We start from the raw sequence: 15,952 nt of genomic DNA on the forward strand, positions 1-15,952 counted from the left end.
AGATCCCCCTATGGTCATGGTACGGATCGTACCTTTTACTGAATCAGTTTCCCGTCTGTGACAACCATTTTCCCCTGCTTGAAAACCGTATGAACGTGGTTAATCCCGAAATGATAAGGAAGGTAAGCCAAGTTATCGGCATTAAAAATAACAAGGTCCGCCTGTTTGCCTGCTTCCAAACTTCCTATCGAATCAGCTCTTCCGATCGCGTGAGCGGCATTGATGGTCACAGCCGTCAGAACTTCTTCCGGCGTCAGGCCTAAATTCAGGCATCCCAGCGTCATAACGAGCTGGATCGACTCGGTTGGCGAGCTACCCGGATTATAATCCGTGGACAGCGCTAGCGCCAGTCCCAGCTCGATCATCCTGCGCGCACGGGCATGGTGCTTCAGCCGCAAATTAAAGGATGTAGCCGGCAAACAAACGGCTATGACGCCAGCCTGCTGCATCGCTTCCAACCCATCGTCCGATGCCGCAATCAAATGTTCCGCAGAAATGCAGCCCAATTTACCGGCTAGCTGTGCGCCTCCCATCGGCTCAATTTCGTCCGCATGGATTTTCAGGCCGAAGCCCATCGCTTTCGCGGCCAGCAGAATTTGCTCCGATTCTTCCACGGAAAATACGCCGTGCTCGCAAAACACATCGCAAAATTCGGCAAGTCCTTGCCGCTTCACTTCTGGCAGCATCTCTTCAATAATCAGCCGGATATAATCTTGGGACCGGCCTTTATATTCTTCCGGCACCATATGGGCGCCCATAAACGTGGAAACCAGATCAACCGGATGCTCTTGATTCAGTTGCCTCACAACCCTAAGCTGCTTGAACTCATCCTGCATCGTTAGGCCGTAACCACTCTTCGCTTCAGCCGTAGTAACCCCGTGAGAAAGCATGATATCCAGGCTTTTTTTCGCTTTTGCGTACAGCTCTTCTTCCGTAGCCAGCCGGGTGGAGCGGACCGTGCTCAGAATGCCTCCGCCTTGAGCTAAAATATCCAAATAGGAAACGCCTTTCAGCTTTAAAGAGAGCTCATTTTCACGGGAACCGCCGTGGACCAAATGGGTATGCGGATCGATCAGCCCCGGGGTAACTAGCAAGCCTTGCGCGTCATGCTTTTGAACCACCGGCAAGCTTCCGATTTCAGCCATAACTTCATCTTCCGGCCCCGCAGCAATAATGATTCCGTCTCTAACCGCTACAGCCCCCATTTGAACTGCCGCTACCTCTGACATTTCACTGCCTTTGCGCGCTTCCTTGCTTCCTTGCATCGTGATCAGCGTTCCAATGTTATGGATCAGCAGGTCAATCCGATTGTTGTCCATCGTTTCTCCCCCTCCAAAATACAGCAAGCCCGATCGGGCTTGCTGCAAATGTACAAGATTTTATTATATGCCCAGCATCGGTACGCGAACGCCGCGCTCCTTCGCCGTTTCAATAGCCAGATCATAACCGGCGTCGGCATGACGAATGACGCCCATGCCCGGATCCGTGTTCAAGACGCGGGACAATCTTTCATCCGCTTCTTTGGAACCGTCCGCGACAACAACCATTCCCGCATGCAGGGAGTATCCCATGCCTACGCCGCCGCCATGGTGGACGGAAACCCAGCTCGCGCCGGAAGCCGTATTCACAAGCGCGTTCAAGATCGCCCAGTCGCCGACAACATCGCTGCCGTCCTTCATGGACTCAGTTTCACGGTTAGGCGAAGCCACAGAACCGCAATCCAAATGGTCGCGTCCGATGACGATCGGCGCGGAAATTTCTCCATTGCGCACCATTTCGTTAATGGCCAGACCCATCTTGACCCGTTCCCCGTAACCCAGCCAGCAAATGCGGGCAGGCAAGCCTTGGAACGCAACTTTTTCTCTAGCCATTTCGATCCATTTGCGCAGATGCGTATTTTCCGGGAATAGCTTGAGCGCCAGTTCATCTGTCTTATAGATATCCTCCGGATCTCCGGACAATGCCGCCCAACGGAACGGTCCTTTCCCTTCGCAGAAGAGCGGACGAATGTACGCCGGTACAAATCCAGGGAAGTTAAAGGCATCCTTAACGCCTTCATCGAGAGCCACTTGGCGAATGTTATTGCCGTAATCAAATACGATTGCGCCCATTTTTTGCAGGTCGAGCATAGCTTGAACATGGTCAGCCATCGATTTCTTGGATAACTTAACATACTGCGCCGGATCGTTTTTACGCAGATCAGCAGCCGCTTCCAAAGAATATCCCGCCGGCACATAGCCGTTAAGCGGATCGTGGGCTGAAGTTTGGTCGGTTACGAAATCAGGTACAATTCCCCGTTTCACAAATTCGGCGAAAACTTCAGCGGCGTTGCCTACCAGCCCAATCGCGAGCGCTTTTCCTTCTGCTTTGGCTTCGTCGGCCAGCTTCAGCGCCTCATCCAAATCATAAACCATCACGTCGCAATAACGCGTGTCGATTCTGCGTTGAATACGAGTCGGATCCACATCCACGCCGATAACAACGCCATCGTTCATCGTCACAGCCAGCGGTTGAGCGCCACCCATACCGCCAAGTCCGGCGGTTAATGTCAGGGTGCCTTTTAATGTACCGCCCGAATGCTGCCGCGCAGCCTCCGCGAAAGTCTCATACGTGCCTTGCAAAATGCCCTGCGTACCAATATAAATCCAGCTTCCAGCCGTCATTTGACCGTACATCATAAGACCCTGCTTATCGAGTTCATGAAACGTATCCCAATTCGCGAAAGCGGGAACGATGACAGAGTTGGAGATCAGAACCCGCGGCGCATGCGCGTGCGTTCTGAACACGCCTACCGGTTTACCGGATTGCACAAGAAGGGTTTCATCCGCTTCAAGGTTCGTCAAACATTCTACAATCTTGTCATAGCAAGCCCAGTTCCGAGCTGCTTTGCCGATTCCTCCATAAACGACCAGATCTTCCGGACGTTCTGCAACATCAGGGTCCAGATTGTTCATTAACATTCGGAGTACGGCTTCCTGCTGCCAGCCCTTTGCCGTCAGCTGTGTGCCATGTGCTGCTCGAATCGTACGTTTAACTGTTTGTTCCATGAATAGTCACTCCTCTATGTTGTGTTTAAACTTTCAAACTAAACTCGCTTCATATATCCCGTCAAGAATGTCAAGATGACATGCATGGCGGTTCTTACCGTCGCTCTGCGCGGGTCTTGCATTGGGTCTACGCATACAAGATCAAAGCCCTTCACCTTCGGATGCCTGCCCAGCATGAACACGGCTTCTAGCAGCTGCCAAGAGGTCATCCCGGCTGGAACCAACGCGGGTACGCCTGGCGCATAAGCTTGATCCAGCACATCCATGTCAACGGTTACATAAATCGCATCCGTTCCATCACCGGCAATCTCCATCGCCCGTTCGACCAAAGTTTCGATTCCTTCTTTGGCTACCTGACGCGCCGTAAATTGGGTGATTCCTTTCTCCATTGCGTATTCATGATAGGCCCTCGAATTAGCGAAGCTATGAAGGCCGATTTGGGCAATGTGACGACCCTCGACCGTTCCCGATTCGATCAATCCGCGGATCGGCGTTCCGTTGGAAGGACCTCCGTCCTCCAAATTCCGGACATCCATATGAGAATCAAGCTGAACAATCCCTACCTTGCCGCCGATATGCCGTTTAAATGCTTTGACGGAAGGACAAGTGATGGAATGGTCGCCGCCTGCGATAATCGGAAACAAATGTGGCATCGCTGCATAGACATTCGTCAGCCCTTGTTCGATATTGGCATGGCAGCGCAGCAAATCCGTTACGTGCATTTGGATATCGCCAAGATCGCGCGCTAGCAATTCTTGCAAGTCGACGCCATGATCGATGCTGTATGTCGTCACACCCGAAAATAATTCACGCAATGCATTCGGTGTCATCGAAGCGCTTGAAATGCTGATCGACGTCTTCGAAAGCGGAACGCCGATGAAACCGATAACGACACTTTCCTCACCATCCCAAGGAGTCAACCACTGCGCAACCTTCGTCTCATACCGATCCCGCCAATTGGAGCGTCTGACAAGCTCCGGTGGATTTAATAGATCAATTCCTTTCAAAGCTGCTTCCCTCCTTTGATGACTCTTGTGTTTTGTTTTTCTATGACTCCATCATACTTAAAAAAACAGACTCTGAATCTAGCCGAATTTGCGGAAAGGTAGCACAATATTACGAATTGATTCGGAATCAATTTTTCGCATGAAAACGCTTAAAAGCCAACCCTTGAGCGGGTTGGCTTTTTGAACTTATATTTAATACGCTAGCACTGGGCAGACGACCTGTAGTCCGACGGGCTGCATCCCATGATCATTTTAAATTTCCGGGCAAAATAGTTCGCATCCTGAAAACCGACGCGCGCGGCGATCTCTTGCACGGTCAATTCCGTTTTTTCCAAAAAGTAAACCGCCTTCTCAATACGAACTTTATTCAAATAGTCGACGAAGCTTAAACCCGCTTCTTTTTTGAATACATGAGCAAAATAATGGGTGCTCAAGTAACAATGCTGAGCAATTTCTTTTAATAACAGTTTGTCCTGATGATGTTCCTTAATATAGACAATGGCGGATCGCACAATGGGGGACACCTCTAGCGCGTGGTCGTCCGATACTTGCTTCGCCAGCTTCCTCCAGTAGGCGCATAGTTTTTTAACAAATTTGTCATAGCGAATCGTACTGTACAAGTCTTGAAGCATTCTTGTATTTTCAGATAAAATCTCAGAAGCATTTCCACCTAAATCGACAATCATTCTCGACAAGGAGATGACCAGATCGTAAGCCTCCGACTTGAATAAATCAATATTATGCTTATATGATTGGGAAAGCCTTTCTAACAACCCGACCAGATAAGTGATCGATCCTTCTTCATCGCCAATCCGGACTCGTGAAAGCAATTCGATTTTTTCTTCGTGCGTCACAGGCTTGGCGCGTTCTTCTTGAATATTTCTTTGTCCTTCATATTGAAAAATCATCCGGTTTCCTTGAAAAAAACGGTCGATCAGCGATTCTTTGGCCTCACTGTAGGAGAGATGAAGCTTGTACGGATCTTCATAAAAGGTGCCGATCCCGGCTGAAACGGAGAATCCCTTCTTATCGACGAAATTTTGAATTTTTCGGACAACACTGTAAGTGACTTGTTTATAGGATGATTCCGTAAGTTGATCCGGTTGGAGTTCCAATAATACGGCTAGTACGCCTTCCCCTACCCATACCCACAGGAACGGCAAGGTGATACTTTCAAAAATCGCTTCCACCAGCACTTGCCCGATCTCTATGCTCCATTGTAACGACTTATCCAAAGCCAAATCAGTGTAACGGTCTATGGATAACACGATAACGATCTGCGGGCGCGTTGCGATGCCAAGACGTTCACGCATTTCTTCAAAATCCGCTTCATGGATTAATGTCCCGGAAATGAGAAGTTGGGAAAAGGACGCCTCTGCTGTATTCAATTTCATTGTCTCATCACCTACCCCTAGCTTAAAAAAGGAAGCCGCTTTGCTCCAAACTTCAGAGAAAACCGCTTCCTTATTATTTTATTGTAGCTCACCGATCATGTCTTCGACTACACTTACAATGTCTCCCTCATGAATTTGTTGATAGATCGTTTCGATGTCAGGATAGAAGAATCGATCTTCCTCTACTGTCGGCACTTTCGTTCGTATCAGGTCATAAACTCGCTCAATAACCGGAGAAGATTTCAGCGGCCGGTGAAAATCGAGTGCTTGTGCGGCTGTCATCAATTCGATCGCCAGTATATACGACAGCTTTTTCGAAATTTGATAGGCTTTCTTCGAGGCCACGTACGCAAAACTTACAACATCTTCTTGATTGGCGCTAGTGGGAACACTTTCTACAGAGGCTGGATGAGAAAGAATCCGGATTTCCCCCAGCAGCCCAACAGCTGTATATTGAGGGATCATATATCCATTGTTTAATCCCGGATTTCTTACTAAATAACTAGGCATCTCGCTCAGGTGAAAATTTACTAATCGATCGATTCGTCGCTCCGCTATTTTCCCCAAATTACCCATGGCTATACACATGATATCTGCCTGGATACCGACATAAGTGCCGTCAAAATTGCCCCCCATTAAGGCAATCCCGTCGTCTTCCTCGGGAACAATAACAGGATTATCACTTACAGAGTTAAGCTCATTATTAATGGTGTAGGCGGCATCCTTCAAATTTCTTTTAGAAGCTCCATGAACCTGAGGAATGCATCTTAAACTTAAAGCATCCTGCACTCGATAGTTTTTATACGTTTCGGCAATTTCACTGTCTTTAAGGATTCGCAATAAATTTTGTGCCGTCTTGGCCTGCTCCTCATGTTGCTTTAAAGCATGGAGTCTTGGATCGAAGGCATGAATCGTACCTTTTAAAGCTTCGAATGACATTGCGCCCGCAATATCAGCTGTTTTCACCGCTTGAATGGCATTAAATAGGGTTAATATGGCCATGGCTGTGACGGATGACGATCCGTTGGTCAGTGCCAGCCCTTCTTTACAACTTAATGTCGTAGGGGTTAACCCTGCTCTTTCAAGAGCCTCTCTGCCTGGAAGGAGTTCCTCCTTGTGCCAAGCTTTGCCCTCCCCAATTAGCACTAACGCCATATGTGCTTCCGGGGCAAGATAACCGACGGATCCATCGCCTGGAGCAAACGGAGTGACTCCTTGATTTAAGAGCGATGCTATGAGCTCTAGCAGTTCCAATCGAACGCCGGAATAGCCACGCCCCAAATGAATGAGCATCATTAGTTGAATCGCTCTGACAACTTCTTTCTCCAGAGGATCGCCTACGGAAACCGCATGGGATCTAACGATATTGCGCTGCAGGGTTTCGGCATCTTCGGTTGAGATGATCTCTGTCACATTGCTCCCGAAGCCGGTCGTTACGCCATAAATGATTCGGTTTTCGTTTAAAAATTTCTCGATCAACCGTCTGGATTGATGAACGCGATCGCAATAGCTTTGTGAAAACGATACTTTTGCCCCATAACGGGCCACAGCGACGAATTCGGAAATCGCAATCGAATGATCCCCGAGAATCACTTCAGTTATATCCTTAGGATGAATAGGTGCATGGGCAGCGTTCATGGATAGCATCTCCTTTAAAACAATAACTACTATAGAATCGTCGTCAGTTCAATATGCATACAAGAGATGTCTGATAGACATCTTTTGGTAATAATTGCTTAATGATAATGAATGTTCTCATCCAGAGCAAGCGATTTCGTCTCCGGTGCCCAAGCAATCGAAACAAGGGTTCCGATTAAAAGGACTACGGTCATGCCAATCATGGAAGGTGTCAATCCCATGGAACTGACGCTTACGGGCAACAAAAATGTGCCAACAGCCGAACCAATCCGGCTTATCGCAGTAACCAGACCAACGCCAGTTCCACGAATTTCGGTTGGAAAGAGCTCAGCCGGATATACTAAGGTAAGATTGGAAGCAGCCGACATCACGAAAGTAAATAAACAGAATATCGTGATAGCCAGGATGTGTGAACCGGCAGGTAAAAGAGTAAGTGCAAGCAAAGATACAGTCAAAACTACGAACGTATTAATTATAAAGCTTCTGCGTGAATATTTCTCTGTAAACCACAGACCGGCAATGGAACCGACAAGAAGGAATAAATTTAGAACTGTGTCCATAAAGAAAGTTTCTTCAAATCCCATTTTAGCTAGAATGTCCGGCAGAAACGTATAAATCGCGAAGTAAGGAATGACTTGACATACATAAAAGAGACCTCCAAAAGCCGTGCGCTTCCAAAGCTGTTTCTTGAAAAGATCTTGAAACCGGTATGATTTGGAGAGATGATCCGAAACTGTTTCATCAATTTCCGCTTGTGGACCGATATGTTTCTTAACGATGTCCCTCGCTTCTTCTACACGCCCCATGCTGATGAGCCATCTAGGCGATTCAGGTGTTCCAATTCGCAGCAAGAGAACGATAACCGCCGGGATGGCCGCACTGGCCAGCATCCACCGCCAGGAATCCGGACCCGTCTTTTGCAGGTAATAACCGACAAGGTTAGATACAACATATCCGACGGTCCACATGACATTTAAGAAAGAGAGCAAAAACCCCCGATGCTTTCTAGGAGCGAACTCAGCCAATAATGTGGAGCCAATCGCGTAATCTCCGCCTAGAGCAAACCCAATCAATATACGCAAGATGAAAAGAATGGCAGGATCATGAACAAAGAATTGTAAGAAAGAAGCTAAAGCTATGACGACAAAATTACCCAGAAATATCTTCTGTCTGCCAATCCGGTCGGATAATCCGCCGAGAAGGAGACTTCCGAAAAAGAGTCCAATCAATGCAGAACTTCCGATTAATCCATTCCAAGTGGGGCTAAGGTTCATTTGCGGACCAATCAAAGTCAGAGCCATACCTATAATGCCAAGTGCGTAACCGTCGGAAAAATTAGAACCAAACGTAAGAGCGGTAATTTTAAGATGAAACCTGTTAAGTGGCGCGTCATCGATTTTGTATGGCTTCATGGATAGTTGTACGGACATAGAATTACCCCCGTTTATGATTAATTTCTTAACTAAGTCCTGATTTACGTATCATTTATGGATCAAGCGTCGAAAAGAACCCCCTTTTTTTATGTCAACTTACCTAACAAAAATACAGGTCTTGTTTTAACATTGCATTACAATGTAATATTTCTTAACACAAGAATACCTTCAAAACCGTTTAATGAATCTAAACAATATTGCCAAACATTAGCACGATTTTGCTTTTAGATACAGAATCAGTCTGATCCGAACATGTTGAATGGCAATTAACAAGTAATGCATTCAGTGTCTTTTTTTACTTTAAAGCGTTTTCAAATTCTGAATACTTCTTTTAATCGGGTACCGTAAATAAATTATAATCGCTCGTTATGAATCACGCTCTGGATAATAATTCGGACTGCTAGCACAATATTGCTGTAATGAAGCAGGACTACAAAGTAAATGCCATGACTCGGATTAGCCCCAATCCATTCAGCATGCCCTAATTTCACAACAAAAATAACCATACAGCATAGGCTGAATGGTTATTTGGGAATCTGGGTATGAGCAAGATGATCCGGTTTCACCCATTGAAATTATACAAAATAAGTGGTCGTCTGTACGAATAAAGCATTAGCTTTTAAACAAACTATTTACATGTATATTTATCCATGGAGGGTATGTATGAAAAAAACTATGATTCTCTTACTGTTGTTCTTTAGCTCTTTTCAAATGAATACCGGATTGACTCAAGCCGTAGTAATGGAAGAAGATTCTTCCATACAAGACCGCAATGCACCACAAATCGAATCGTACTCTTCAGGGAGAGGCAGCTATAGATCGCCTTCCGGTTCATTTTCAGGCGGCGCTAGAGGCGGCAGCTATACGACAGGTCCCCGTTCCCCCTCCTCGAATGTCACCCGCAATCCGCAATATCAGCAGCCCTATCAACCTGCCAACCGTTTTGGAGGTTTCTTTGGCGGATTAGCAACGGGAGCACTCATTGGTCATTTCCTAAACCCATTTAGCGGATTAGGGCAAGGCTATGGGATGGGCGGGGTCTCTATACTTGGGATCTTGTTCTGGATCCTTATTATTTATTTAGCTTATAAATTTTTCAAAAGACTCAGGAGTAAATAATGAAAATCATATTTAATGAACAAGATTTAATCGATTCGGCATGCGTATTTACTGCAGAACGTTATCATGAAAGCATATATGAGCTTCAGGCCGAAATCCGTCATGAACATGAGAATGGAATTACAGCGGTTGTCAACTTTCAAAATGGAAGAGATACCCACCAACTTACCGAACAAGATCTCATAGACGGGTCCGCCATTTACTTGGAAAAGTATCATAATTTCGATCCGAATAAGCTGTCTATAGAACTTATTTTTGAAGTTGAAGAAGGATTTTCGGCAATTATTGAAAAAAGGTAAATTCTCATGCAAAGCGATTCATTGAAAACAAGGAAATATCATTCTCGCTTCTGCCCGCCGTAACAAGTTGGCCTAAGATTTCGCCGACTACACTGCTAAATTTAAACCCATGTCCGGAAAACCCCGCAGCAAAAGCGATATGCGGATATTCAGGATGCGTGTCGATGATAAAATTTTCATCAGGGGTGAGGGTGTACGTGCAAGTTTTTCCCATGATCAACGCCTTCTCGGCAAGGGGCATAAAACTACGTAGAAACATTCTTACTTCTTCTTCGTCCTCTCGAAATGCCCCGAACTGTGGAATGGCTTCATCCGGATTGATAAGTTGTCCTCCATCATGACGCCCTACCTTGATGCCGGCCCCGCTCATGCTGGGAAAACCATAATAATGACCCAATGAGGTTTCAAAAGTAAACGCCGGAAATCGCTCGCTCCCAAATAAATGCTCATCTACTTCAAACCATGCAAAGGTTTTTCTTTTAGTCACAAGCGGCGGATGGATATTCATGAGCGACAGCAACTTAGAAGCCCACGCCCCGGCAGTAACGACTAAAGCGCGTCCTTGAAACCTTTTATCCTCGGTCTGGACCGTTACCCCGGCTGAATTGACATCTAACCCTTGCACGGGTGCATTCGTTAAAAGGGTAGCCGGATGTCTTTCCAACAGTTCCCGGTAAGCTCGGATACATTCCTCACTCTTAAGTACCCCTGATTCTGATTCAAAACATCCCATATAGCCGTCCGGAAGTGAAATCCCGGGCCATTCTTGATGAATTTGGGCGGAATTCAACTTATTCAATGGCAGAGAGTAAACGTCAGAACTCGAAATAACTTGCTGTATGAAGGTAGAATCGTGAGTCCCGACATTCAGGACCCCGGTTTGGTAGAACAATTTCCGTCCCGATTCTTTCTCTAAATCTAACCAAAGCTTGTGGGCTCTAAGCGCTAACGGAACATAGCTCTCCCCTTCTCCATAGGCATGCCGGATGATACGGGTATCTCCATGATGCGCCCCCCGGTCGTGCGGAGGATTGAATGAATCCAACATCAAAACGCTTTTTCCTTGACGTGCCAAATAATATCCTGTAGCCATGCCCATCGAACCTGCACCAACAATAATAACGTCATAAATCAACGAACAATCACTTCCTCTTAAAAATAGATCAACATTGTAACTGAAATCTGGCAAGAATCAACTTTTCATTATTGTAGCACATAATCACCACATTTCATTCTACATATTCGTCCAAGCACGTTCGAAAAAGTGGAATAAAATGTTAATCCGCGAATAAAATTATCAATGCTCTGTCAAAAAAAATGTCGAGGTGTGGAAATGAGTCTAAGAAATGAGGCAAAAGAAATGACGAATAAAAATAAAAAAGGAGAGATCATTCATTATTTAAAAATGAACTACCGAGGGCTCTATCAGATAAACAAAATGGTTATCGAGACTAAAACAAATAAGGGAATGTCCCTTAAGTAGATAAATCTGCTTGAGGAACATCCCTTTGACTTTAAACTGAAGTCATATTCGACGAAACGGTCTCGAATCCAATAAGATGATGACTAATAAATCGAAGAGTACGAGCGGTAATATAAAGGGGATAAACGAGACTTGAGCCTTATTTTTGCTGCTTCTCACTGTTTTTAAATAAACTTTATTCTTGTCTACCCTTACGATCGTGCCTTTGTAAGTCCCATGTGTCGTTTTTATCAAAACCTTATGTCCTAAATAGTTTTTACAAGCCCGATATTTATTTGAAGTGTCCATATGATCTCCTCCTTTCTATTATTCGTAATCTATTCTATGTTTTATTTTGAAATGCGTGTGTGTTAGTAAAAGGGAAGATAGCGGACACAGCAAAAAACTTCCGCATCCAAAGGATGGGAAGTTTTTTTTGTAAAGCTCACTATGAAGCGCTAATCGGCGCCTGTGTCTCAGCCTCTACGATCTCGCGCTTGGATAAAAGCAAATTCAATACAATGGCAGTCATTGAGCCGGACACAATGCCGTTTTGCAGCAGCATTTTAGCGAAATCCGGCAGCGCGTCAAACATTTGCGGGAGGGTCGCCGAGCCCAAGCCCACTGCAATGCTGCAAGCAGCTATCAACAGATTATCCCCTTTACGCAGGTCGACCTCAGCTAGAATGGACATTCCGGAAGCAGCAACCGAACCGAACATGACAATCATCGCACCGCCGAGCACTGCGTTCGGGATCACAGTCGTTAACGCCGCAAGCTTAGGCAGCAAGCCCAGGACGACCATAATGCCTCCGGCAGCAAAAATAACGCTGCGCGATTTAATGCGTGTGAGGGAGATCAGCCCGACATTTTGCGAGAAGGCCGTGTAAGGAAACGCATTGAAGATCCCGCCAAGCATAATCGCAAGTCCTTCGGAACGTAAGCCGTTTACAATCTGATTCTGCTCAACCTTCTGGTCGATCGCTTTTCCCACTGCCAAATATACGCCTGTCGATTCCACCATACTCACCAGATTCACAATAATCATCGTGATGATGGCCGTCAGGCTAATTTGCGGCATTCCAAAGTAGAAAGGTTGCGCAATACTTACCCAAGAAGCTTCCGAAACAGATGTGAAATGGACAATCCCTAGCGCGTATCCGGCTGTCGTTCCGACCGCAAGCCCGATTAGCACCGAGATGGATCGCAAGAAACCGGTCGCCAAACGGTTAACGACAAGAATAACGATCAGCGTTACAAGTGCTAGCAGCAAATTCCGCGGTTGACCGAAATCGGGGCTGCCCTGTCCGCCCGCTGCATTGTTCATCGCTACCGGAATCAGAGAGAGTCCTATAATCGTCACGACCGATCCCGTCACAATCGTAGGGAAAAACTTCAGCAATCTCCCATATAGCGGCGCGGCTAACACGACGAACAAGCCTGATAGAATAATGGCGCCGTATGTGGTTGCCAGATTGGATGCGGAGGCGATGGCAATAATCGGACCTACCGCCGTAAAAGTACATCCCAAAATAACGGGCAATCTGCTGCCAAAAAATCTGGTACCCATCACTTGCAAAATCGTCGCGATCCCGCACGTGAATAAATCGGCTGCGATGAGATAAGCCATCTGCGCCGCAGACAGCTTAAGTGCTCCTCCAACGATTAACGGCACGATGACGGCTCCCGCATACATGGCTAACACATGTTGGAATCCTAAAGTTAATGCTTTTTGTTTACTTAACATCTCGGTAATCTCCCTTAAGCTTGATGGACTAACTTATCGTCATCAATAAAATTCACTTCGCCTGGCGACATCGAAGCGATTCGAGCCAGCGAATGAATGCGCACACCTTCTTGCTCTAATAAAGAACGACCTTCCTGAAAAGCTTTCTCGATCACGCAACCGACACCCACAAGTTCTGCGCCTGATTGTCTGACGATATCGACCAGCCCTACGAGGGCCGCGCCCGTAGCGAGAAAATCATCCACGATGAGCACTTTATCGTTCGCGCTCAGATACTTTTGGGAAATGCTGACTTGATAAGTCTCTTGACGGGTGAACGAATGTACCGAAGCCGCATACACACTCTCCGTGAGGGTGACAGCTTTCTTCTTTTTAGCATAAATAAAAGGTACATTTAGCGCGATCCCTGCAGCCATCGCAAACTGAATCCCGCTAGCCTCGATAGTGAGCACTTTTGTAATGGTGTGCTGGTCAAACAGCCGTGCAAATTCCCGGCCGATCTCCAGCGCAAGCTGCGTATCCACCTGGTGATTCAGGAAGGAATCCACTTTCAACACGGTGTCGGAGAGGATCAATCCCTCTTGGCGTATGCGTTCTTGAAGTAATTTCATCGCGTGTTTATCGCTCCTTTTTTCGAATGAAAAAAGGACAGGTTCCCTTGAGTCATTTCTCAAGTGAAGCTGTCCTTCTGGGTTATTCCCCTATTGGCATAACACAAAAAAGTGCTTGCATCGTTCGGACCCGCCTTTCTTACTCATAGAAAAGAAACGGAACCCTAGATGCGCTTTCACTCATAGTCGGTCGATTCATGGTCGTCCGGTAGAAACTAGTGGGCCATATCCCCACAATTATACGAGTCTATGAAGTTTTACTTTGTATATGGTACACGATCTGCCCTATCGTTTCAAGAAAAAAAACTAGAATGGGACAAATTTCGACATTAATTAACCAATTGGTCAAAATTCCACTCATTGTGTTAAAAAAAGAACACAGCTTCGTAACAAGCCATGTTCTTTCTTTTCATCGTTAAGCTAGATTAATTTCTTTAATCAGTTCCAGAGGCACCTTCGGCTTCCGGTCCTCGGTCAGCAATCCGTTCACTTCCTGCTGCACATCCGTAATCTGCGTGTAACAGAATCCGCAAATGTAGTCTACATCTTTTATAGCCTGTGTAATGTTTCTGAAGCGCTCGATAAAGGCTTCTTGATTCTCAACCTGATTCCCGTAGCCCCAACCTTTTCCTGTCTTAAAAGCTATTCCCCCAAATTCACTGATGATGACCGGTTGACCGCGGTAAGCATACCCTTGCGCCAAGGCGTATTTCCAGTTGTTAAATGTAATTTCGTTATTCACGACCGGGGCTTTATCCGCGTAACGCTTGGAGAAATCAGCGCCGCTTTCCTCATAGTCATGCAAGGTCAGAATGTCAGAAACGGTATGCTCCCAGCCGTCATTTACAATTACGGGGCGATAAGGATCAAGCGATTTGGTCAAGTGATAGATGCTTTCGGTAAATTTCTGCTGCTTAAAATGGGTTAAAATTTGAGGGATCCCCCATGATTCATTAAATGGTACCCAAGTCACGATAGATGGATGATTGTACTGCTGACGAACGATCTCCGTCCACTCCGCAGAGAACCTTTCAATCGCTTCGTCATTAAACTCATAGGTCGCAGCCATTTCAGACCAAACCAGCACACCCTTCACATCACACCAGTAAAGGAATCGGGCATCTTCAATTTTCATATGCTTCCTTACCCCGTTATAACCCATCGCAAGTATGGCATCGATATCCTCAATCAAAGCCTCCTCCGACGGCGGTGTCAAATGACTATCTGTCCAGTAACCCTGGTCGAGAATAAGGCGCTGATAGATAGGCGTATTGTTAAGAAGTACTTTTCCTTTTTCAATCGAAATTTTCCGCATGCCGAAGTAAGAGTACACATGATCAATAATAGCGTCACCTTCATAAAGGACAAATTCCACATCGTATAAGTTCGGACTTTGCGGCGACCATGTGAGTATCTTCCAAGGCCCGTTGGCCTCATGAAACAGATCCAAATCCACTTGAAGCCACGGACGATCGATAAGGAGACTCGCTTCCTTCAGCACTTTCTCCCCTATACTGATTCGCGTTTCTAAACGGAGCGGTTTTGCATTCACAGCCCTGTTCACCTGATATTCAAAACGGACTGTACGATTATCGAGATCAGGTGTCATTTTAACAGCTTTTATATGCGAGGAAGCTACATATTCCAGCCATACACTCTGCCAAATGCCCGTTGTTTGCACATAAAAGCATTCAAAATTATCGTCAATCCAACGCTGTTTCCCTCTAGGCTGTGTGCAGCTCTGAGTGTCTTCCGCTTTCAAAACTAACTTGTTAGACGCTCCGAACTTAAGGTAAGCAGTGATATCAAAAGAAAAAGCAGTGTAACCACCATGGTGCTGTCCGACAAAAACGCCATTAACCCATAGCTTCGCTATATAATCAACGGCTTGAAAATGAAGGATAACTTTGTTGCCTTCCTGCTCCTTCGGGATTTCCAATGCCCGTTCATACCATACATTCGGATGAAATTTTTCTTCTCCAATACCGCTAGCCTTCGTTTCATAAGTGAATGGAACGGTTATTTTAAGATCCCCGTTCAGCTGTTTAAACCACTGCTCCGCTTCCCCAGCGTTGTTGTCGTCGAATCGGAAATCCCATTCCCCATTCAAATTGAGCCAGGAATCGCGAACGAATTGAGGTCTCGGATAATCTTTGATATACATCTTGGTTGTCATATACACTACACTCCTCTAA

At 46.0% G+C, this 15,952-nt stretch carries 12 protein-coding genes and 1 riboswitch; of the genes, 2 read left to right on the plus strand and 10 right to left on the minus strand.

The genetic code is table 11. The features are described from left to right. Nucleotides 1-35: 35 nt before the first annotated feature. The 6 genes from hutI to ACFQZT_RS04220 form a co-directional block, all read right to left on the minus strand. Nucleotides 36-1,319, minus strand: coding sequence for an imidazolonepropionase (hutI, locus tag ACFQZT_RS04195; protein ID WP_379296841.1), 1,284 nt, complete (start codon nt 1,317-1,319; stop codon nt 36-38). A gap of 63 nt (nt 1,320-1,382) precedes the next feature. Then, nucleotides 1,383-3,047 (minus strand): urocanate hydratase, encoded by a 1,665-nt coding sequence (gene hutU, locus ACFQZT_RS04200; RefSeq protein WP_379296842.1) that lies wholly within the window; start codon nt 3,045-3,047, stop codon nt 1,383-1,385. A 38-nt stretch (nt 3,048-3,085) separates the two neighbouring features. Continuing rightward, a complete protein-coding gene (locus tag ACFQZT_RS04205) occupies nt 3,086-4,054 on the minus strand; it encodes an agmatinase family protein (RefSeq protein ID WP_379296844.1) in 969 nt (322 codons plus the stop codon). 200 nt (nt 4,055-4,254) lie between these two features. Then, complete coding sequence (locus tag ACFQZT_RS04210) at nt 4,255-5,448, minus strand: helix-turn-helix domain-containing protein (RefSeq protein ID WP_379296846.1); 1,194 nt, start codon at nt 5,446-5,448, stop codon at nt 4,255-4,257. A 78-nt stretch (nt 5,449-5,526) separates the two neighbouring features. After that, nucleotides 5,527-7,086 carry a histidine ammonia-lyase gene (gene hutH / locus ACFQZT_RS04215; protein WP_379296848.1) on the minus strand — a complete coding sequence of 520 codons (1,560 nt, stop codon included), beginning with the start codon at nt 7,084-7,086 and terminating at the stop codon, nt 5,527-5,529. Nucleotides 7,087-7,184: 98 nt separating this feature from the next. Next, on the minus strand, nt 7,185-8,516 hold the full coding sequence (locus ACFQZT_RS04220) for an MFS transporter (protein ID WP_379296850.1): 1,332 nt from the start codon (nt 8,514-8,516) through the stop codon (nt 7,185-7,187). 666 nt (nt 8,517-9,182) lie between these two features. On the opposite strand from ACFQZT_RS04220, the gene ACFQZT_RS04225 reads away from it, so the two are divergent. Both ACFQZT_RS04225 and ACFQZT_RS04230 read left to right on the plus strand, forming a co-directional pair. After that, nucleotides 9,183-9,638, plus strand: a complete 456-nt coding sequence (locus tag ACFQZT_RS04225) for a hypothetical protein (RefSeq protein WP_379296852.1) — start codon at nt 9,183-9,185, stop codon at nt 9,636-9,638. Further along, entirely contained in the window at nt 9,638-9,937 is a 300-nt protein-coding gene (locus ACFQZT_RS04230) for a DUF2653 family protein (protein WP_379296854.1), read from the plus strand. The genes ACFQZT_RS04225 and ACFQZT_RS04230 overlap by 1 nt, the downstream gene beginning before the upstream one ends. Before the next feature lie 4 nt (nt 9,938-9,941). On the opposite strand, the gene solA is transcribed toward ACFQZT_RS04230, so the two are convergent. From solA to ACFQZT_RS04250, 4 genes are all read right to left on the minus strand, one after another. Next, the gene (gene solA, locus ACFQZT_RS04235; RefSeq protein WP_379296856.1) at nt 9,942-11,126 is read right to left on the minus strand and encodes an N-methyl-L-tryptophan oxidase; all 1,185 of its coding nucleotides are present in this window, start codon (nt 11,124-11,126) and stop codon (nt 9,942-9,944) included. Nucleotides 11,127-11,847: 721 nt separating this feature from the next. Next, a complete protein-coding gene (locus tag ACFQZT_RS04240; protein WP_379296858.1) occupies nt 11,848-13,146 on the minus strand; it encodes a nucleobase:cation symporter-2 family protein in 1,299 nt (432 codons plus the stop codon). Between the two features lie 14 nt (nt 13,147-13,160). Next, nucleotides 13,161-13,757, minus strand: coding sequence for a xanthine phosphoribosyltransferase (locus ACFQZT_RS04245; RefSeq protein ID WP_379296860.1), 597 nt, complete (start codon nt 13,755-13,757; stop codon nt 13,161-13,163). A gap of 163 nt (nt 13,758-13,920) precedes the next feature. Beyond that, nucleotides 13,921-14,022: riboswitch (purine riboswitch) on the minus strand. A gap of 150 nt (nt 14,023-14,172) precedes the next feature. Then, nucleotides 14,173-15,933 (minus strand): glycoside hydrolase family 2 protein, encoded by a 1,761-nt coding sequence (locus ACFQZT_RS04250; protein WP_379296862.1) that lies wholly within the window; start codon nt 15,931-15,933, stop codon nt 14,173-14,175. Nucleotides 15,934-15,952 lie beyond the last annotated feature (19 nt).

The sequence above is a fragment of the Paenibacillus sp. GCM10027628 genome, assembly GCF_042676385.1.
Lineage (GTDB): Bacteria > Bacillota > Bacilli > Paenibacillales > NBRC-103111 > Paenibacillus_E.